This is a genomic window from Mesorhizobium sp. LNHC209A00 (assembly GCF_000502915.1).
GTDB lineage: Bacteria > Pseudomonadota > Alphaproteobacteria > Rhizobiales > Rhizobiaceae > Mesorhizobium.
Genome location: NZ_AYWT01000004.1, coordinates 487,770 through 507,510, shown reverse-complemented (window position 1 = coordinate 507,510; position 19,741 = coordinate 487,770). Strand labels below are relative to the sequence as shown.

The window sequence follows — 19,741 nt, the reverse complement described above, 5'->3', positions numbered from 1 at the left end:
ATCAGAGATGCAGACCAATTTTTCGCCCGCCCAGCTTGCCGACCCTGACGTCGCCGAGTCCGAAAAGATCCTGCGCAAATGCGTGCATTGCGGTTTCTGCACCGCCACCTGCCCAACTTACGCAACGCTTGGCAACGAGCTCGATTCACCGCGCGGGCGCATCTACCTGATCAAGGACATGCTGGAAAACGGCCGTCCCGCCGACAAGGAAATCGTCACCCATATCGACCGCTGCCTGTCCTGCCTGGCCTGCATGACCACCTGTCCTTCGGGCGTGAACTACATGCATCTGGTCGACCATGCGCGGGCCCATATCCAGGAAACTTACAAGCGGCCGCGGCTCGACCGGCTGACCCGCGCCATGCTGGCCTTCGTGCTGCCCTATCCCCAGCGCTTCCGCGCCGCGCTCAAGCTTGCGAGGCTGGGCAAGCCGTTTATCGGCCTGTTCGAAAAAGCCCCGGCGCTGAAGCCGCTCGCCGCAATGCTCAAGCTCGCGCCTGCATCGATCCCCGCGGCCTCGCCAATGGCCTTGCCGGGTGTCCATGCCGGGCCGGGGGCGAAAAAGGGCCGCGTCGCCATCCTGACCGGCTGCGCGCAATCGGTGCTCGACCCCGCCATCAACGACACCACCATCTCGCTGCTGACACGGCTCGGTGTCGAGGTTGTGGTGCCGCCGGGCGAGGGCTGCTGCGGCGCGCTGGTCCATCACATGGGGCGGGAGGAAGCCGCCCTTGCCTCGGCTAGGCGGAATGTCGATGCCTGGACGCGTTCCATTGAGCGGGGCGGGCTCGACGCCATCGTCATCACCGCATCGGGCTGCGGCACGACGATCAAGGACTACGGCTTCATGCTGCGGCTCGATCCGGCCTATGCCGACAAGGCCGCGCGCGTGTCGGCGCTGGCCAAGGACATCACCGAATATCTGGCAAGTCTCGAGCTCCCTGAACCGGTGCGCAAGCCGGGCACGGTGGTCGCGTATCATTCGGCCTGCTCGATGCAGCACGGCCAGAAGATCACCCGCGAGCCGAAGGAGCTGCTCGCCAAGGCCGGTTTCATTGTGCGCGAGCCGCGCGAAGGCCATCTCTGCTGCGGCTCGGCCGGCACCTACAATATCCTGCAATCCGAGATTTCGGCTAGGCTGCGCGATCGTAAGGTGAAAAATATCGAGGCGACTGGCGCTTCGATCGTCGCCACCGGCAATATCGGCTGCATCACGCAGATCGCATCCGCCGCCAGCATGCCGGTGGTGCACACGATCAAACTGCTCGACTGGGCCTATGGCGGGCCGAGGCCGGATGGCATTTTGGATGAGAGCCTGGTCGCGGCGGAGTAGGCCGGGCGCTACTCCGCAGCCAGCCTGTCCGCCACACCGTATGTCGCCTGATAGAGCGCGCGCTGGCGGCTGAGCGCGACCATGGTATTTCGCAGCAGGATCGCCACCGTCAGCGGACCGACGCCTCCCGGCACCGGCGTGATCCACGAGGCCACTTCCTTGACGCTGTCGGTGTCGACGTCGCCGACGATGCGGCTCGTGCCGTCCGGTCCGATCTCCGAATTGATGCCGATGTCGATGACGGCGGCACCTGGCTTGACCATATCGGCCTTGATCAGCCGCGGCTTGCCGACGGCGACGAACAGCGCGTCCGCGCGCCGCGCATGGGCGGCGACCGACCGTGTCATATGATGGCAGACCGTCACCGTCGCGCCCTCGCTCATCAGCAGGAAGGCGATCGGCTTGCCGACGATTTCCGAATGGCCGACGATGACCACTTCCAGCCCCTTGAGATTGAGGCCGGTTTCCTTGAGCAGTTCGACCGAGGCGGCCGCCGTGCAAGGCGCTAGATCGAGCTGGTTGTAGACGATGTTGCCGATCGAGGCCGGATGCATGCCCTCGACGTCCTTCAGCGGATGCACGGCCGCCTGCAGCATCTTGATCGGGATATGCGCGGGAACCGGCCGCTGGATGATGATGCCGGTGACACGCGGATCGGCATTCAGCCCATGGATGGCTGCTTCGAGTTCACCTGAGGTGATTGTGGCGGGAAAGCGCCGTTCCTCGAAATCGATGCCGGCAAGTTGAGCCTTGGCACGCTGGTTGCGCACATAGACATCGACGGCATCGGTATCGCCGACGGTGATCGAGATCAGTTTGGGCGGAAAGCCCTCGGCCTTGGCAATGGTCGCGTCCTCGCGCACGGCGGCGATGATGCGCTGGGCAACCGGGCCGCCCCTGAGATAACGGCTGTCGTCGGACAGGGACATGGGTCGAAACCTTTGGTGGGGAAATTGTGCACTGCAATAGCAGAGCATGGCCCGGAAATCAGCCCTGAAAACGAAACACCGTGCCTCCGGGGCGACCTGTCGCACCGTGAAACGAAAAGGGCAGCCCGGTTACCCGTGCTGCCCTCTCGTGACTGGCCGTATCCCCACACGACCCGTCCCCCGCTAAGTCGTTGCCAGTCTAAGCACGTCCTGCAAAACTGCGCTATGGCTTGAGGGCAACAGTGCGCCAAAACCTGCTCAGTACTGCTTAACCGGCTGATTCGATGCCACTATATCACCTCGACGGTGGTTCCGACATTGACCCGCTCGTAAAGGTCGACCACGTCCTCGTTGCGCATCCGGATGCAACCCGATGATACAGCGCCGCCGATCGTCCAGGGCTGGTTGGTGCCATGAATTCGGTACTCGGTCGTGCCGAGATAGAGCGCGCGCGCGCCGAGCGGGTTTTCCATGCCGCCGGCCAGATAGGTCGGCAGGTAGCGGCCCTTGGCCGCTTCGCGCTTGATCATCTCGGCCGGCGGACGCCAGTCCGGCCAGACGCGCTTGTTGGTGATCTTGTGCGTGCCCGACCATTCGAAGCCGGGCTTGCCGGTGCCGACGCCGTAGCGCCGCGCCTTGCCGTTTTTCTCGACTAGGTAGAGGAAATTCTGCGTGGTATCGATGACGATGGTGCCCGGCTTCTGGGCGCCGTCATAGGCGACTTCCTGCGGCAGGTAGACGGGGTTGATCTGCCGGCGCATGACCATGCGTTTGGCCGGCGCCTGCACGGCGGCCGTCTGTACGCTGTCGGGCTGTGCCGGCTGCAGGGTGCGTTGGCGCGGCTGCTGCACGGCCTGTCGGTTCTGCCGCACGATTCCCGGTGCATGGCCGAGCTGCAGCACCCAAGGCGCGGAAAGGTCGGGGCTCACCATCACCGGTGGCCTGTCGGCATAACGGTCATTGGCGGTTGAGGGCGTGACGCCGGCGGCAAACACAGCCACGGCGCCGAGCAAGGGAAACAGAATTCTCTTCATCGGGAAGGCACCTTGATCGTCTAATACGCCGGGCAAGAACACTCCCGGCTTGCGCGATCATTGGCGGCGAGCACCAACCGAAACATGAATCGGAATGCGTAAAATGCCGTTCTGCCAGTAAACTCTTTGGTGTGGTTACCGCCCGGTTCAGGAATCTGGTAAAGCCACGGTAAAGACAGCGCGCAAGCGCGTTAACGGATGGACTTCTTGGATGAGCAATGAAAACACCGGCCTGCTTGCCGGTCCTGACGGTGTCGTCCGGTGCTTCTGGCATGGCAATCTGCCCGATTACCTGCATTATCATGACCATGAATGGGGCCGGCCAGTGGCCGACGACCGCAGGCTGTTCGAGAAGATCTGCTTGGAAGGGTTTCAGTCGGGTCTGTCGTGGCTGACCATTTTGCGGAAGCGGGAGAATTTTCGCGAGGCCTTCGCTGGCTTCGACTTCGACAAGGTCGCCGCCTTCAACGAACGGGATGTCGAGCGCCTGCTCGGCAACGCCGGCATTATCCGCCATCGCGGCAAGATCGTCTCGACCATCAACAACGCCAAACGCGCCCGCGAGATGGTGGATGAGTTCGGCTCGCTGGCCGCCTGGTTCTGGAAGTTCGAACCCGGCAAGGAGGAGCGGCCCAAGAACGTCGACCTCGCCCATCTGCGCGCCAACCCGACCACCGCGGTCTCGGTGCGCATATCGAAGGAGCTGAAGAAGCGCGGCTGGAGCTTCGTTGGCCCGACCACGGTCTACGCCTTCATGCAGGCGATGGGCCTCGTCAACGATCACCTCGAAGGCTGCGTCTGCCGCAAGGGGGTCGAGAAGGAACGGAAGGCTTTCCAGCGGCCGAAATAGCCGCGGACAGCTCAGGTGCCGTTGGCGCTGGCGAGGAACAGCCCGGCGACGATTGCCGCCACCGTGGCGACCGTCGGATAGATCACCAGCAGACCGGTCACCAAGGTGTCGCGCAGGGAAGGCTCGTTGCTGGTGCCTGCCGGCACATCGAACGGCCCGGCTGCCTGGCCATCTATCTTCGGTGCATGGGTGCCCGCCGGGCGCAGGCGCGTCGGCACTTCGCCGGCCTCGCTGTGGGCATCAAATTCCGTTGCGCTGGTCATGTCCCGAACCCCTTCGTTTCGGTGCGCTATATCGGCCGCGATTGTGTCGGCACGATGCCGCGCTCGTGGCCGCATTGTTTCATTTGTGGTGCGGTTTTGTTTCAAAGGGGTTCGACTGTTGCCGCGCTCGTCGGAGATGGCGCCGGGTGCCGACCCTTGCTGCTCCGGGCCTCTTCGGTTAGGACACGCCCGTTGCGAAAATCGCAACATCGTTGACCTCTAGACACTCCACGAAAACACCGAGCGAAATCCCATGGCCGACAAATCGGAAAAGACGAAAGCGCGGCTGCCGCGCGGGTTTGCCGACCGTAGCGCCGAGGATATCCGCGCCGTCGAGAAGATGATGGCGACGATCCGCTCGGTTTATGAGCTCTATGGCTTCGAACCGGCCGACCAGCCGCTGATCGAATATACCGATGCGTTGGGCAAATTCCTGCCCGATCAGGACCGGCCGAACGAAGGCGTATTCTCTTTCCAGGACGACGACGACCAATGGCTGTCGCTGCGCTACGACCTGACCGCGCCGACCGCGCGCTTCGTCGCCGAGAATTTCGAACGCCTGCCAAAACCCTACCGCAGCTACCGTTCCGGCTGGGTGTTCCGCAACGAAAAGCCCGGGCCCGGCCGCTTCCGCCAGTTCATGCAGTTCGACGCCGACACGATCGGTACGCCGGGCGTCGCGGCCGACGCCGAGATGGCGATGATGATGGCCGACGTGATGGAAGCGCTCGGCATCAAGCGCGGCGACTACGTCATCCGCGTCAACAACCGCAAGGTGCTGGACGGTGTGCTCGAGGCGATCGGTCTTGGCGGCGAGGAAAATGCCGGACGAAGGCTGACGGTGCTGCGCGCCATCGACAAGCTCGACAAGCTCGGTCCGGACGGCGTCCGGCTTCTGCTTGGCCCGGGGCGTTGGGACGGCGGCAAGGAAGGCGAGGGCGACTTCGCCAAGGGCGCCGGGCTGAATGACACCCAAGCGCAGGCTGTTCTTATGGCGACAGCGCGAAATGTGCAGGCGGGCCAGGATGCCAGCGTCAGCGGGAACGCGGTCTACCAGGGGGGCGTTGGCGAACTCGCGACCATCGAAGCGCTGGTCAGGGCTGCCGGATATGCCGAGGACCGCATCGCCATGGATCGTTCAGTCGTGCGCGGCCTCGAATATTATACCGGCCCAGTCTTCGAGGCCGAGCTTCTGGCCGAAATCCCCAACGAGGACGGCCAGATCGTGCGGTTCGGCTCGGTCGGCGGCGGCGGCCGCTATGACGGTCTGGTCTCGCGCTTCCGTGGCGAACCGGTGCCGGCGACCGGTTTTTCCATCGGCGTCAGCAGGCTGATGACGGCGCTGAAAAATCTCGGCAAGCTCGACAGCGCCGACGTGATCGCGCCGGTTGTCGTGCTGGTCATGGACAAGGACACCGAAAGCCTCGGCCGCTACCAGAAGATGGTTGGCGAATTGCGCGCCGCCGGCATTCGCTCCGAAATGTATCTCGGAGGCGCCGGCATGAAGGCGCAGCTCAAATATGCCGACCGGCGCGGTTGTCCCATCGCCGTCATTCAGGGCGGCGACGAGCGGGCCAAGGGCGAATTGCAGATCAAGGACCTGATCGAAGGTGCGCGCATGTCGGCGGAGATCACCGATAACGCGGAATGGCGTGCCTCGCGCCCGGCGCAGGTGACGGTGGCGGAAGGCGAACTGGTCGCCGAGGTGAAGAAGATTTTGGCTGCGCAGGCTGCCGATCGTGTGAAGGGTGGCGCGTCGCGCCCATCCAGTCCATGACCACCACCCGCTACCCCGCAATATCAGCCGACATCATCACCCTCTTCGCCGCGCGCGACACGCATGCGGTGGAAGTCGCGGTGCTGCAGCCGGCCGATCCCTTCCTCGACATGGCCGGCGAGGATCTGCGCCGCCGCATTTTCCTGACCGAAAGCGAAACCGGGCAGACGCTCTGCCTGCGGCCCGAATTCACCATCCCCGTCTGCCTCGACCACATAGCCAGCCAAGCCGGCACGCCGCGCCGCTATTCCTATCTGGGCGAGGTGTTTCGCCAGCGCCGCGAGGGCGGCAATGAGTTCTTCCAGGCCGGCATCGAGGATCTCGGCGACCGCGACACGGCCGAAGCCGATGCACGCTCGGTCGCCGACGCCCATGCGTTGCTGTCGCTAGTGCTGCCTGGCCAGTCGCTGGCGGTCACGCTTGGCGACCAGGCTATTTTCGAGGCCGTGCTGGCGGCGCTCGGCCTGCCGCGCGGCTGGCGCATGCGGCTGGCCCGCGCCTTCGGCTCGGCGCCTATGCTGGAGGCAGCACTCGCCGATCTCGCCAACCCGCCGCGCAACAGCCAGCTCTCCGGGCCGGTCGCGGCGCTTGTCCTCGATGGCGATCTGGAGCGTCTTTCCCAGCATATTGCCGGCGGCATGGAGGAAGCCGGCTTGTCGGAATCGGCCGGGCGCGCGCCGTCGGATATCGCGCGGCGGCTGATCGAGAAGGCCGAGTTGCGCAGCGTGCGGCTGTCGAACGAGGCTTTCGCGGCGCTGAAAGGTTTTCTGGCGATCGACGTGCCGCTCGATGGCGCGGCCCAGGTGTTGGAAACCTTCGCGGCCGGCGCCGGACTTTCGCTGGGTGCGGCGCTGGAAAAATTCTCGGCCCGCGCCAAGGCGATGGAGGCGCATGGCTTGCCTTCCGAAAAAATCCGCTACGACGCCGCTTTCGGCCGTCCGCTCGACTACTACACCGGTGTCGTCTTCGAAATCGCGGCCGCCAACGGCGAGCGCGCCCTGGCCGGTGGCGGGCGCTACGACCGGTTGCTGACGCTGCTCGGCGCCAAGACCGCGATCCCCGGCGTCGGCTTTTCGGTGTGGCTCGACCGCATCGAGGCGTTGCGGGGGGTGGCATCATGATCACGCTCGCCGTTCCCTCGAAGGGTAGGCTCAAGGAGCAGGCGCTGGAGGTGTTGGCCAAGGCCGGCCTCGCCGTCAGCCTGCCCGGCGACGAGCGTAAGTATCACGCCCGCGTCGAGGGCCTGGACAATGTCGAAGTGCTCTTCCTGTCGGCCTCCGAAATATCGGGCGAAATAGGCCAGGGCGCGGTCGATCTCGGCATCACCGGCGAGGACCTGGTGCGGGAAAGTCTCGCCGACTGGGAAGCGCGGGCCGAGATCGTCGCCCGCCTCGGCTTCGGCCATGCCGATGTCGTGGTCGCGGTGCCCGAGATCTGGCTCGATGTCGACACCATGGCCGATCTCGACGATGTCGCCGCCGACTTCCGGCAGCGCCATGGCCGCAGGCTGCGGATTGCGACCAAATATTGGCGGCTGACGCAGCGGTTCTTCTCCCAAAAGCACGGTATTCAGGTCTATCGCATCGTCGAGAGCCTCGGCGCCACGGAGGGCGCGCCGGCGGCCGGCCTTGCCGACGTCATCGTCGACATCACCAGCACGGGCTCGACGCTGCGCGCCAACCATCTCAAGGTGCTGGGCGATGGCGTGGTCCTGAAATCGCAGGCCTGTCTGGTCGCGTCAAGGAAGATACGTGCAGCTGCCGACGACGCCGTTTTGCGCGACATCGTCGCGAAAATGGCGGCAGCGGTCGCATAGCGATCCTCAGGGAAGGGGCTCCAGGACCATCGATGGGATTTCCAGCATCCCGGCAGGCTGATAGGTTCGGCCAGTCTTCGGAGGAGCCAGCGATGCCGGTCAATCTCGACGAACTCAAGAACGCCACCAATCTGCGCGGACGCGGCGCGCGCGCCGGCAGCGTTTTTATTGCACCGGTCGATGGCAGGGCGCATGTCTCGGGCGATCGCAAAGTGCCGTTGCTCGACAAGACCATTCCTGAGCATTTCTCCGACACCGTCAGCAAGTACGGCACGCTCGATGCCGCTGTGTTCGTCGGCCAGGACAAGCGCTTCACGTGGAGCGAATTGTCGGACACGGTGGATGCGCTGGCCGCCGGCTTCTTGGCGCTCGGCCTCCAGAAGAGTGACCGGATCGGCATCTGGGCGCCCAACCGCTGGGAATGGCTGGTGACGCAGTTCGCCACCGCCCGCATCGGCCTGATCCTGGTCAACATCAATCCGGCCTACCGGCTGACCGAGCTGGAATATGCCCTGAACAAGGTTGGCTGCAAGGCACTGGTGACGGCGGCGAGCTTTAAGACATCGGACTATCTCGGCATGATCGAGACTCTGGCGCCGGAGATCGCCACGGCGACACCCGGCAAGCTGAAGGCCGTGAAATTGCCGGCGCTCAGGATCGTCATCCGTATGGGCGAAGAGAACTCGCCAGGCATGTTCAATTTCGGCGACGTGCTGGCCATGGCCGGTCGCGACGAGCATGATAGCCTTGACCGCATCTCGGAAGGGCTGAAGCCGGGCGATGCAATAAACATCCAGTTCACCTCAGGCACGACAGGCGCACCCAAGGGCGCGACGCTCACCCATCTCAACATCGTCAACAACGGCAATTTCGTCACCTCGGCCATCAAGCTCACTGTCGACGACCGGCTCTGCATCCCGGTGCCGCTCTATCACTGCTTCGGCATGTCGATGGGCACGATGGGCTGTGTGTCGAAGGGTGCGACCATGGTTTTCCCCTGCGAGGGGTTCGATTCGGGCCTGACGCTGAAGGCGATCGCGCGGGAGCGCTGCACCGGCCTCTACGGCGTGCCGACCATGTTTGTCGGCATGCTCGACCATCCGGATTTCCCGACCTTCGATCTCTCCAGCCTACGCACGGGCATCATGGCCGGTTCGCCATGCCCTGTCGAGGTGATGAAGAAGGTGGTGTCGCTCATGCACATGGCTGAAGTGACCATCGCCTACGGCATGACCGAGACCAGTCCGGTCTCGTTCCAGAGCAGCACCGACGATCCGCTGGAAAAGCGTGTCTCGACTGTCGGGCGCATCCACCCGCATGTCGAGGTCAAGGCGATCGACGCCGACGGCGCCACCGTTGCGGTCGGCGCGCCGGGCGAGCTTTGTACGCGCGGCTATTCGGTGATGAAGGGCTATTGGGACGACGACGAAAAGACCCGCGAGGCGATCGATAGCGATGGCTGGATGCACACCGGCGACCTCGCCACCATCGATGCCGAGGGCTATTGCAACATTGTCGGCCGCGTCAAGGACATGGTCATTCGCGGCGGTGAGAACGTCTATCCCAGAGAGGTCGAGGAATTCCTCTACCGCCATCCCAAGGTGCGGGAAGTGCAGGTCTTCGGCATCCCGGACGCCAAATATGGGGAGGAGCTGTGCGCCTGGATCGTCTTGAAGCCGAGCCAGATCGCCACCGAGCAGGAGATCAAGGCCTTCTGCGCAGGCCAGATCGCCCATTACAAGGTCCCGCGCCACATTCGCTTCCGCACGGAATTGCCGATGACGGTGACCGGCAAACCGCAGAAATTCCTGATGCGTCAGGCGATGGTCGAGGAACTCGGGCTGGTGGCGCAGAAGACGGCGTGAGGCCGGATCAACCGTGTCGCACAAGCTCGCCGATAGCGTCGAGCAGCGCCTGTCGGTCGCCGGCCCAGAACCAGTGGTCGTCGCCGTCGACCTCGATGAACCGCGCGCCCGGAATCCTGGACGCGAGGAACCGCCCGGCCTCGATGCGCACGGCGCGGTCGCCGGAACGGTGGAGGATCATCGTCGGGGCGGAGACCTTTTCCAGGAGGTGACGGACATCGGCGTCCCGCAACGCCTCGAGCAGCCCTGCGAGCGCGCCGGGACTGGAGGCTGCCCTCAGCAATCCGGCCCACCAGGTCCTCGCCTGACGGTCGCCAGCGAGGCTCGGGGCGAAGGTTTCGATTTCCGCCGGGCCACCCCAGCCCGCCAGCAGGCGTTGCTTCCACAGATCATACTGCGCGACGGTCAAGGCGTGGGGATAGTCAGGTGCGCGGCTGCCCTTCGCGAGCGAGCCCCACAAGACAAGGCCCGTCAGCCGATCGGGATGCTGGACCGCAAAACGGATACAGCCTGGCCCACCCTCCGACGCGCCGACCAGCAAGGCCCGGCGGCTGCCGGCCGCGTTCATGACCGCCAGAATATCCTGCGCCGTCGCCTCGACCGTGGGGCGGGCACCGGCTCGGTCGGAAAGCCCCATGCCGCGCCGGTCGAAGAGGATCAGGCGACCCAGGCGCGAAACCGCGGTCAGCCAGGCGCGGCAACCCGGGTCTTCCCAGATACGCTCGACATGCGAAATGAAGCCGGGAACAAGCACGATGTCCGTCGGGCCGCTGCCAAGGACCTGGTACGCGATGTGGATGCCGCCCACTGCGACATAGCGCGTCCTGGGCACATCCAGGGCGGCGTCCTGAGTTGGCCGGCTCAGCATGGCAAGCGTGGCGGGGTCCGGCGCTACACCGAGTTCGTCCCGCAAGAGCCGGATGCACGTGCCGATCTGCCGCTCGGCCGCCGCCCTGTCCCCGGCCGCCAGATGGGCACGGGTCAGATGTCGGTGCGCGCTTTCGCTCAAGGGGTCGAGTGCTGCCAGCCGTGTCGCGTGAACGACCGCGCCGCGAGGCTGGCCGTCGGCCATCTTGGCGTCGACCAGCCGCTCCAGCGCCTGCACCAGGCGGCCGCGCAACGTCTCTCGCCGAAAGAAGACCCATTCCTCGAATTGCGGACAGTCCGGCAGCGAGAAGCCGGCGAGATAATCGTCTTTGTAGATCTCGGCTGCCTTGTCGAGTGCGCCGGAGTTGCAGGCCTGCTCGAAAATCCTGGTGTCGATCTCGGCGGACAACGCCGGGTGCAGGCTTAGCGAGACGCCTGTGGCGACGATGATCTCGCTGCCGAACGCGATGCGGATTTTGTACAGCGTACGTCGAAGGCGGGCGCGTGTGGCCTGCTCGTCGGCTTCTGGCCATAATAACGTGGCGGCGACCTCGCGCGCCACCGGCCCGCTGGCCTCGGCGAGATAGATGAGGAGGGCTGCCGCCTTGCGCAGGGCGAGTTCCACCCGCCGGCCGTTCAAGCGGAACTCCGGAAAACCCAGAAATCGGAATTCCAATCGCTCCATCGATCCGACCACGGCCATGCAGGGACGTTGAGGGGACGCCGGCCTTCTATCCATTCCCACGGCATCGGGCCGATCGGGCCCGATCATGAGACTCCCTTGGAGCGAGAAATGTCACTGGTCAATACTCTCACCCGCCCTGTCGGTACCGCCAACACACGGCAAGGAGGCTGAGACATGTGCCAATCCTGTCTCTCCTGGTACGCGCGCTGCATTGCTCCCTACCTCGTCCACGCCGGCTGTTCGGCCCACGCTTTCACGGACATGCGAAGGCGTCTGATCCCGCGGGCGGGGGGCGTCGTCGTCGAAGTCGGTTTCGGCTCCGGCCTGAACCTTCCCTATTACGACGCCGCCAGGGTGAAGCGGCTGGTCGGCGTCGATCCCGATGGCACGATGCTGGGCCTTGCCGAACCGAAGAGCCGTTCCATGCCATTCGATGTCGACTGCATCCGGGCCAGTGGTGAAAGGCTGCCCTTGGCCGACAGCTTCGCCGACACGGTGGTCGTCACCTATGCCTTCTGCACCATTCCGGACCCCGAGGCGGCGCTGACCGAGATCCGGCGCATCCTCAAGCCCACGGGCCGGCTGATCTTCATCGAGCACGGCCAGGCCGAAGGGCCGCGTTGCCGCCGGTGGCAAGAGCGTCTGAACCTGATATGGGGCCGGCTCGCCGGGGGTTGCCACCTCAATCGCGATCCATTGCACCTGATCCGGACGGCGGGCTTTCAAACCGTCGAAGCGCAGCGCGAGCGGTTCCAGCTACCCTTCTGGCAGTTGGGAAGTCACCATGCCGGCATTGCGATACCCCTAGCGGGTTGACTGGACAGGTCGTCCGCTAACGCCGTCCGCGCCGAATTTCCGCCGGCCGTGGCGCCGAACCCGGCTCCTGCACCAGCGGCCCCAGCAGCACCTCGCCGAACAGTGGCTGGTAGCTGCGGCGCACCGCCGGGTCCTCCTTGAAGGACAGCGCACACTGCCCGATCTGGTGGAAATAGGTGATGCGGGCCCTGACCAGGCTTTCGTCCTCCGGATAACCCATGGCGCGGAAGGAGCGGATCAGGAGTTCGATGCGCAGGTTGACCTCCCGCGCCAGCTTTTTCGAAGTTCGTGACCAGTCGCGCACGGCGAGGTCGAGCAGGGGACTGAACGGCGTGTCGGCTTGGCCGACAAGGTCGACCGCTATCCCCGCGAATTGTCCGGGGGCCAGCAGCAGCGTGTCGTGATCGCACGCGCCCTGGCGATGATGCCCAAGGTGCTGCTCTTCGACGAGCCGACCTCGGCGCTCGATCCGGACTGGTCGGCGAAGTCCTGCAGGTCATGCGCGACCTTGCCGTGAGCGGCATGACGATGGTCGTCGTTACCCACGAGGTCGGCTTTGCCCGCGAGATCGGCGACCAGCTCGTTTTCAGGGACGGCGGCGTGATCGTCGAAGGTGGCGCGCCGCGCGAGATGATCGCCAACCCGGCGTCGCCGCGCACCCGCGAGTTCCTGTCGCGGGTGCTGTAACGAGCGTTAGGGCAACCTCTCAGGCCGGCAACAGCACCGGGCCTAGTCCCCGAATAATCTTGGCTAGCTCGACGCATTCGCCGTGCCGCGCATTGTTGCTTCGCCAGGCTAGGCAGATCATGCGCTGCGGCATCGGCTCCTGGAACGGCACGATTTTGAGGTCGGGGATGGTGCCGGCGGGGCCAGTCGCCATTTCGGGGATGAGCGTGACGCCGAGCCCGTGCGCCACCATCTGCAGGAGCGTGGTCAGGCTGGTGGCGCCATAGCTTGCCATCGCCACCGGCCGCACATTGCCGCAGACGGCCAGCGCCTGTTCGCGCAGGCAATGGCCTTCTTCCAGCAGCATCAGTCTTTCCAGCGCTGGGCTCTCGGGTGGAACCGGCGGCGAGGCAAAGGCCGGATCGTCCGACGGCACGGCCAGGAAGAACCGGTCGGGAAAGAGCGCCTCGGTGATCAGTCCTGGATGGTCGAGCGGAAGCGCGGCGATGAAGGCGTCGAGTTTTCGCGATGCGGTGTCCTCGACCAGGGAGGTGGTTACCGCCTCGCGCAGCTCGAGCAGTAAGGCCGGGAAATGCTTCTTCAGTTCGGGCAAGGCGCGCGGCAGAAGATAGGGCGCGATAGTCGGGATGATGCCCAGCCGGAAGCGTCCCTCCATGGCCGTGCGGCCGCGCCTGGCCGTCGTTTCCACGTCACGTATGTCAGCCAGGATGCGCTCGATACGCGGCAACAGGGCGATCGCTTCGTCCGTCATGCGCACCGACTTGCCGCCGCGTTCGAACAGCCGGCAGTTCAGCCGTTGCTCCATTTCGGCGATCTGGGAGGAAAGCGCCGGCTGGCTGACGCCGGCAAGTTTCGCCGCACGCCCGAAATGCAGCGTCTGCGCCAGCGCGTCGAAATAATGCATCTGGCGAACTGTCAATCCGATCATACGGTCAAGGCCATCATAAGGAAATCCTATCGAAATAAACAGGAAAGACAATTTGTTTTTATCATCGGCGTGGCCTAGGCTGGAATGGTTCCAGATTGGCGCGGGCCGCTGGCCGCCCCCAAAATCTCGGCAAAAAATCAAACTCGGCAATCAAACCTCGGCAAAATTGGAGTGAGAGATGGACGCGAAAACCGACGACAGCAGCGCGGGCAAATGCCCTGTCGCGCATGAATCCGCGGGCCGGACCAACCGCGACTGGTGGCCGAACCAGCTTGACCTCGGCGTTCTCCATCAGCAGTCGAACCTGTCGGACCCGATGGGCGAGGACTTCGACTATGCCAAGGAATTCGCCAGCCTCGATCTCGATGCGGTCATCAAGGACCTGCACCAAGTGATGACGGATTCGCAGGATTGGTGGCCCGCCGACTTCGGCCATTACGGGCCGCTGTTCATCCGCATGGCATGGCACAGCGCCGGCACCTATCGCATCGGCGACGGCCGCGGCGGTGCCGGAGCGGGCCAGCAGCGTTTCGCGCCGCTCAACAGCTGGCCTGACAACGCCAATCTCGACAAGGCGCGCCGCCTGCTCTGGCCGGTCAAGCAGAAATATGGCCGCAAGATTTCCTGGGCCGACCTGTTGATCCTCACCGGCAACGTCGCGCTGGAATCGATGGGCTTCAAGACCTTCGGCTTCGCCGGCGGCCGCGCCGACGTCTGGGAGCCCGAGCAGGACGTGGACTGGGGTTCGGAAACCAAGTGGCTCGGCGACGAGCGCTACTCGGGCGACCGTGAGCTTCGTGGCCATCTCGGCGCCGTGCAGATGGGCCTGATATACGTCAATCCGGAAGGGCCGAACGGCAAGCCCGATCCGCTGGCCTCGGCCCGTGATATCCGGGAAACCTTCGCGCGCATGGCGATGAACGACGAAGAAACCGTGGCGCTGATCGCCGGCGGCCACACTTTCGGCAAGACCCATGGCGCCGGCGATGCCTCGCTAGTGGGCGCGGAGCCGGAAGGTGCCGGCATCGAGGCGCAGGGCCTCGGCTGGTCGAGCAAACATGCGTCAGGCATTGCCGGCGACGCCATCACCTCGGGTCTCGAAGTCACGTGGACCACGACGCCGACCAAGTGGAGCAACAACTTCTTCGACAATCTGTTCAATTTCGAATGGGAGCTGACGAAGAGCCCCGCGGGCGCCCATCAGTGGACGCCGAAGGGTGGCGCCGGTGCCGGCACGGTGCCGGATGCGCACAACCCCTCGAAGCATCACGCGCCGGCCATGCTGACCACCGACCTCGCGCTGCGGGCCGACCCCGCCTATGAGAAGGTCTCGCGGCGTTTCCATGAACATCCTGATCAGTTCGCCGATGCCTTCGCCCGCGCCTGGTTCAAGCTGACCCATCGCGACATGGGTCCGGTGGTGCGCTATCTCGGCCCGTTGGTGCCCAAGGAAGAGCTGATCTGGCAGGACCCGATCCCGGCGCTCGACCATGAACTGGTCAGCGAGCAGGACATCGCATCGCTGAAGGCCAAGATCCTGGCCTCCGGCCTGTCGGTTTCCGAACTGGTCTCGACCGCCTGGGCCTCGGCTTCGACATTCCGCAACTCCGACAAGCGCGGCGGCGCCAATGGCGCACGCATCCGGTTGGCGCCGCAGAAGGACTGGGAAGTCAACCAGCCGGCCGAACTGTCGAAGGTGCTTGCAAGGCTCGAAGGCATCCAGACGGAGTTCAACACCGCGCAGACCGGCGACAAGAAGGTCTCGCTGGCCGACCTGATCGTGCTCGGCGGTGTCGCCGCGGTCGAGAAGGCCGCGAAGGATGGCGGCAACGTCGTGAAGGTGCCGTTCACGCCCGGCCGCATGGATGCATCGCAGGAGCAGACGGACGTCCACTCCTTTGCCGCGCTCGAGCCGAAAGTCGACGGCTTCCGCAACTATGTCAGGGGCAAGCAGCCCATGTCGGTTGAAGCCATGCTGGTGGACCGCGCGCAGTTGCTGGGCTTGACCGCGCCGGAACTGACCGTGCTTGTCGGCGGCCTGCGAGTGCTTGGCGCCAACACCGGGCACTCAAGGCACGGCGTGTTCACCGACAGGCCGGGTACGCTGACCAACGACTTCTTCGCCAACCTGCTCAGCATGAGCACGGTCTGGGATCCGGCCGCCGGGTCCGAGCCGGGTTCGGAAGAAGTATACGAAGCGCGCGACCGCAAAACCAAGGCAGTCAGGTGGACCGGCACCCGTGCCGACCTTATCTTCGGTTCGCATGCGCAGCTGCGGGCATTGGCCGAGGTCTACGGATCGGCGGACGCCGGGCAGAAATTCGCCCGGGACTTCGTTGCGGCATGGACCAAGGTGATGAACGCCGACAGGTTTGATATCGCGGCCTAACCCGAGCTTCAGAACCTTCGAAAAAGGCGCGGGCCGTGGCCTGCGCCTTTTGCATTCAGGCCTTGGAATCAATCCTTCTCGAAGACGCGCGCCTTGGCGATGACGCCGGCAATGGCGCCGCCGATCAGCGGTGCCACGATGAACAACCAGAGTTGGCTGAGTGCGGCACCGCCGGTAAACAGCGCCGGGCCGATCGAGCGCGCTGGATTGACCGAGGTACCGGTGACCGGGATCATGGCGAAGTGAATGCCCGCTAGCGTCAGGCCGATGACCAAGCCGGCAAACGCCGTCGAGTGCTTTTCAGCGGTAACGCCAAGGATCACCGTGACGAAGGTGAAGGTGCCGATCAGTTCCCATAGGAACGCCGAGCTCATGCCCCATTTCGTCTCGTCCCAGCCATTGGCGCCGAAGCCGCCGGTATGGCCGCCGGTTTGGCCGGAAACGATGATCCACAACGCCAGCGAGGCGATGATGGCGCCGATGATCTGCGCGATCCAATAGAGGATGACATCCTTGGCCGGCAGCCGGCCGGCAAGGAACACGCCGAGCGTCACCGCCGGATTGAGATGCGCGCCGGAAATCGGGCCGATCGCATAGGCCGCCGCGATGAGGCCAATGCCGAATGCCAGACCGATGCCTTCCTGGCCAAGCGGCAGCGCGCCGCCGAAGCCGCCCGTCACCACGGACGCCGTACCGATGAACACCAACAGAAATGTGCCTAGAACTTCCGCCAGATAAGTCTTCATTGCCCTCTCCTCGTGACGATCCGCCGGTCCACGTTTTCCGCGCCGCGAATCATGGCGGCAAGAGTATTCCCAACCGAAAAACTTGGAAAGCAGAGCTCTGGCGCCACTCGCCATCCTTGCGGCCGTCGGTTGAGAACATTAGAGATCTTGCATCTACTAGTCTAAGTGCTGCTAACCGCCGCGAAGATTTACCGTCGGACAGGTTTCGCCGACCACTGCCAGCTTGCGCTGGCGGCGAGACCGGGCGGGGTTCAATCCGGACGTGAAAGGCTCTAAGAGCAGATCGGGATAATGTGATCGATTGATGGAATGACGAATGCGACTGGGCGGACGGCTGGCTGCGGCCATTGAAGTGCTGGAGGACATTGGTCGGCGTCACCGGCCGGTGGCCGACGCGCTGAAGGATTGGGGCCTGTCCCATCGCTTCGCCGGCGGTGGGGATCGCGCCGCGATCGGCAACATCGTCTACGACGCGCTGCGCCACAAGCGCTCCGCCAGTTGGTTGCTGGGCGAAGACACGCCGCGTGCCATCGGCTTCGGGGCGCTGCTGCTCGAATGGAGCCAGACGGCGCAGTCGCTCAACGCAGCGCTCGAAGGTGACAAGTTCGCGCCGCCGCTACTGGACGCCACGGAACTCAAGGCAATCGCGGAGCGCCGGCTTGCCGACGCGCCGCCCGCTGTTCGCGCCGACATACAAGATTGGTGCGAACCGCTTTTCCAGCGGGCCTTTGGCGACACATGGGTCGAGGAGGGCGCGGCGCTCGCCACACGTCCGCCGCTAGACATCCGGGTCAACACGCTGCAGGCCGATCGCGCCAAAGTGTTGGCCGAACTCGCGCAGACCGGTGCCAGTGCCGCACGAATGGCACCCAACGGCATCCGCATCCCGCCGATCGACGGCGACGGCCGGCACCCGAATGTGCAAGCCGAGCCGGCCTTTCAGAAAGGCTGGTTCGAGGTCCAGGACGAGGGGTCGCAAATTGCGGCGGCGCTTGCCGGCGCGACGGCAGGCATGCAGGTGCTCGATTTCTGCGCCGGCGCCGGAGGCAAGACGCTGGCGCTGTCGGCGGCGATGGACAATCACGGTCAGATCTTCGCTCACGATGCCGAAAAGGCGCGCTTGGCACCAATCTTCGACCGCATTCGCCGCTCGGAAAACCGCAATGTGCAGGTCGCCACCAAGCCGGCCGAGCTTGCCCCGCTGGCCGGCTATATGGACATCGTGTTGGTCGACGCGCCCTGCACCGGCAGCGGCACCTGGCGGCGGCGTCCCGACGCCAAATGGCGGCTGACGCAGAGACAGCTTGACGCCCGCAAGGGCGAGCAGGCGACGATCCTCGATGCCGCCAGAACCTACGTCAAACCCGGTGGCCTGCTGGTCTACGTAACCTGCTCCGTGTTCGACGAGGAGAACGGCGAACAGGTCGCCGCGTTTCTCGAGCGACACGGCGGCTTTGCCTCGGTCGATCATCGCCAGCTCTGGGACAGCCGTTTTCCGGGCCACACCGCCGCGATACGAATCGGGGCCCTGGGCGGCATTTCGCTCTCGCCGGCGCTGAGCGGCACAGACGGATTCTATTTTTGCGCCATGCGCCGGGCCAACTGACGCTGCCGTTGACAGCTGCCCGCAGCGCCCCCAAATGCGGATGAGCGGCGTTGCGCCGCCACAGGGTGAATGTTTGCAAAGATATCTGTCGCTTCTGCTGTTCCTCGTCCTGGTGCTGGGCGGAGGCTTGCTGATCGGTTTCGCCACCTTGCCAGGTGCCTGGTATGCATCGCTAGCCAAGCCTTCGTTCAATCCGCCCAACTGGGTTTTCGCGCCTGCCTGGACACTGCTCTATGTGCTGATCGCCGTGGCCGGCTGGCGAACATGGTTGCGGGACCCGGCCGGCACCGCGATGAAGATCTGGGGCGCTCAGCTCGTCCTGAATTTCCTGTGGTCGCCAACCTTCTTCGGCGCAAAAATAATGGGGACTGCTCTGGTCATCATCATGCTTCTTTTAGCCGTCATCGTGTTGTTTATCGCCAGCGTCTGGACCCGCGATCGGCTCGCCTGCTGGCTTTTCGTGCCCTACGCGGCGTGGGTGGCGTTCGCCACCTTGCTCAACGCCTCGCTTCTTTGGTTGAACTAGCTGGTGTGCGGTTTGCTGCAGTGCAGCAAAAGCATTTGCCTGCCGCTCATGCCTCTGCGATAAGCTTTCCCGGCAAACGTGAAGGCAACGGCGATGGCAGCAAAGATCGTACCGGCTCCGGACTATGAGGATCGCGTCAGGGCGTCCTTCGCACGCCAGCAGGCGATGGCGACGATCGGCGCCGAACTGACATTGGTGACCCCCGGCATCATCGAGATCGAGATGCCCTATTCGGCGGCGCTGACCCAGCAGCATGGGTTCCTACATGCCGGCGTCATTTCGACGGCGCTGGACTCGGCTTGCGGCTATGCGGCGTTCTCGCTCATGCCGGAGAATTCCGGCGTGCTGACCATCGAATTCAAGGTCAACCTTCTGGCGCCGGGCCGGGGTGAGCGTTTTCTGTTCCGCGGTTCGGTGACCAAACCGGGCCGCACCATCATCGTTGCCGACGGCCAGGCCTATGCCTTCGCCACCGACGGCGAGGCTAAGCTGATCGCCACCATGACCGGGACGATGATGACGGTGCTAGGCCGCGATGGTATCGCTGGGTGAGTGGCCGGTTCGCCGCAGGCGAATTCATCGTGGCGGTCGCACGGGGCTGCCGCAGGCAGAGGCCAGGCCGTT

General features: G+C 64.6%; 18 protein-coding genes and 1 pseudogene. 12 read left to right on the top strand and 7 right to left on the bottom strand.

Annotated elements, in window-relative coordinates:
• The first annotated feature begins 7 nt into the window (after positions 1 to 7).
• A complete protein-coding gene (gene glcF / locus X739_RS151825; protein WP_023794746.1) occupies positions 8 to 1,333 on the top strand; it encodes a glycolate oxidase subunit GlcF in 1,326 nt (441 codons plus the stop codon).
• 8 nt (positions 1,334 to 1,341) lie between these two features.
• On the opposite strand, the gene X739_RS151830 is transcribed toward glcF, so the two are convergent.
• Both X739_RS151830 and X739_RS151835 read right to left on the bottom strand, forming a co-directional pair.
• Complete coding sequence (locus X739_RS151830; RefSeq protein WP_023771358.1) at positions 1,342 to 2,262, bottom strand: bifunctional 5,10-methylenetetrahydrofolate dehydrogenase/5,10-methenyltetrahydrofolate cyclohydrolase; 921 nt, start codon at positions 2,260 to 2,262, stop codon at positions 1,342 to 1,344.
• Between the two features lie 290 nt (positions 2,263 to 2,552).
• Entirely contained in the window at positions 2,553 to 3,296 is a 744-nt protein-coding gene (locus tag X739_RS151835; RefSeq protein ID WP_023771357.1) for a L,D-transpeptidase, read from the bottom strand.
• 211 nt (positions 3,297 to 3,507) lie between these two features.
• Here X739_RS151835 and X739_RS151840 point away from each other — a divergent pair, with 211 nt between their 5' ends.
• Positions 3,508 to 4,146 carry a DNA-3-methyladenine glycosylase I gene (locus X739_RS151840; protein WP_023771356.1) on the top strand — a complete coding sequence of 213 codons (639 nt, stop codon included), beginning with the start codon at positions 3,508 to 3,510 and terminating at the stop codon, positions 4,144 to 4,146.
• Between the two features lie 11 nt (positions 4,147 to 4,157).
• On the opposite strand, the gene X739_RS151845 is transcribed toward X739_RS151840, so the two are convergent.
• Entirely contained in the window at positions 4,158 to 4,409 is a 252-nt protein-coding gene (locus X739_RS151845) for a hypothetical protein (RefSeq protein WP_023771355.1), read from the bottom strand.
• A 253-nt stretch (positions 4,410 to 4,662) separates the two neighbouring features.
• Here X739_RS151845 and hisS point away from each other — a divergent pair, with 253 nt between their 5' ends.
• The 4 genes from hisS to X739_RS151865 all read left to right on the top strand — a co-directional run bounded on the left by hisS (position 4,663) and on the right by X739_RS151865 (position 9,867).
• Positions 4,663 to 6,186 carry a histidine--tRNA ligase gene (gene hisS / locus X739_RS151850; RefSeq protein WP_023771354.1) on the top strand — a complete coding sequence of 508 codons (1,524 nt, stop codon included), beginning with the start codon at positions 4,663 to 4,665 and terminating at the stop codon, positions 6,184 to 6,186.
• On the top strand, positions 6,183 to 7,307 hold the full coding sequence (locus X739_RS151855) for an ATP phosphoribosyltransferase regulatory subunit (RefSeq protein WP_023794745.1): 1,125 nt from the start codon (positions 6,183 to 6,185) through the stop codon (positions 7,305 to 7,307). The genes hisS and X739_RS151855 overlap by 4 nt, the downstream gene beginning before the upstream one ends.
• Positions 7,304 to 8,002 (top strand): ATP phosphoribosyltransferase, encoded by a 699-nt coding sequence (hisG, locus tag X739_RS151860; RefSeq protein WP_023771352.1) that lies wholly within the window; start codon positions 7,304 to 7,306, stop codon positions 8,000 to 8,002. Before X739_RS151855 ends, hisG begins: the two co-directional genes overlap by 4 nt.
• 92 nt (positions 8,003 to 8,094) lie before the next feature.
• A complete protein-coding gene (locus tag X739_RS151865; RefSeq protein WP_023771351.1) occupies positions 8,095 to 9,867 on the top strand; it encodes an AMP-binding protein in 1,773 nt (590 codons plus the stop codon).
• A gap of 7 nt (positions 9,868 to 9,874) precedes the next feature.
• Here the strand turns inward: X739_RS151865 and X739_RS151870 are convergent, their stop codons facing one another.
• The gene (locus tag X739_RS151870) at positions 9,875 to 11,419 is read right to left on the bottom strand and encodes an alpha/beta hydrolase (protein WP_023771350.1); all 1,545 of its coding nucleotides are present in this window, start codon (positions 11,417 to 11,419) and stop codon (positions 9,875 to 9,877) included.
• 174 nt (positions 11,420 to 11,593) lie between these two features.
• Here X739_RS151870 and X739_RS151875 point away from each other — a divergent pair, with 174 nt between their 5' ends.
• Positions 11,594 to 12,235: a class I SAM-dependent methyltransferase gene (locus X739_RS151875; protein WP_023771349.1), complete on the top strand. Its 642-nt coding sequence runs from the start codon at positions 11,594 to 11,596 to the stop codon at positions 12,233 to 12,235.
• Between the two features lie 16 nt (positions 12,236 to 12,251).
• Here X739_RS151875 and X739_RS151880 read toward each other — a convergent pair whose 3' ends face one another.
• Positions 12,252 to 12,539 (bottom strand): hypothetical protein, encoded by a 288-nt coding sequence (locus tag X739_RS151880; RefSeq protein WP_023771348.1) that lies wholly within the window; start codon positions 12,537 to 12,539, stop codon positions 12,252 to 12,254.
• Positions 12,540 to 12,563: 24 nt separating this feature from the next.
• Here X739_RS151880 and X739_RS01000000166105 point away from each other — a divergent pair.
• Positions 12,564 to 12,922: pseudogene (locus X739_RS01000000166105) on the top strand (ATP-binding cassette domain-containing protein); the annotation flags it as partial.
• 19 nt (positions 12,923 to 12,941) lie between these two features.
• Here the strand turns inward: X739_RS01000000166105 and X739_RS151885 are convergent.
• Positions 12,942 to 13,850, bottom strand: coding sequence for a hydrogen peroxide-inducible genes activator (locus tag X739_RS151885; RefSeq protein WP_023771345.1), 909 nt, complete (start codon positions 13,848 to 13,850; stop codon positions 12,942 to 12,944).
• Between the two features lie 178 nt (positions 13,851 to 14,028).
• Here X739_RS151885 and katG point away from each other — a divergent pair, with 178 nt between their 5' ends.
• Positions 14,029 to 16,239 (top strand): catalase/peroxidase HPI, encoded by a 2,211-nt coding sequence (gene katG, locus X739_RS151890; RefSeq protein WP_023771344.1) that lies wholly within the window; start codon positions 14,029 to 14,031, stop codon positions 16,237 to 16,239.
• 68 nt (positions 16,240 to 16,307) lie between these two features.
• On the opposite strand, the gene X739_RS151895 is transcribed toward katG, so the two are convergent.
• Positions 16,308 to 16,985, bottom strand: coding sequence for an MIP family channel protein (locus X739_RS151895; RefSeq protein ID WP_023771343.1), 678 nt, complete (start codon positions 16,983 to 16,985; stop codon positions 16,308 to 16,310).
• Positions 16,986 to 17,301: 316 nt separating this feature from the next.
• Here X739_RS151895 and X739_RS151900 point away from each other — a divergent pair, with 316 nt between their 5' ends.
• The 3 genes from X739_RS151900 to X739_RS151910 all read left to right on the top strand — a co-directional run bounded on the left by X739_RS151900 (position 17,302) and on the right by X739_RS151910 (position 19,669).
• Complete coding sequence (locus tag X739_RS151900) at positions 17,302 to 18,591, top strand: RsmB/NOP family class I SAM-dependent RNA methyltransferase (RefSeq protein ID WP_023771342.1); 1,290 nt, start codon at positions 17,302 to 17,304, stop codon at positions 18,589 to 18,591.
• 40 nt (positions 18,592 to 18,631) lie between these two features.
• A complete protein-coding gene (locus X739_RS151905) occupies positions 18,632 to 19,117 on the top strand; it encodes a TspO/MBR family protein (protein WP_051407610.1) in 486 nt (161 codons plus the stop codon).
• Positions 19,118 to 19,210: 93 nt separating this feature from the next.
• Positions 19,211 to 19,669 (top strand): PaaI family thioesterase, encoded by a 459-nt coding sequence (locus X739_RS151910; RefSeq protein ID WP_023771340.1) that lies wholly within the window; start codon positions 19,211 to 19,213, stop codon positions 19,667 to 19,669.
• Positions 19,670 to 19,741 lie beyond the last annotated feature (72 nt).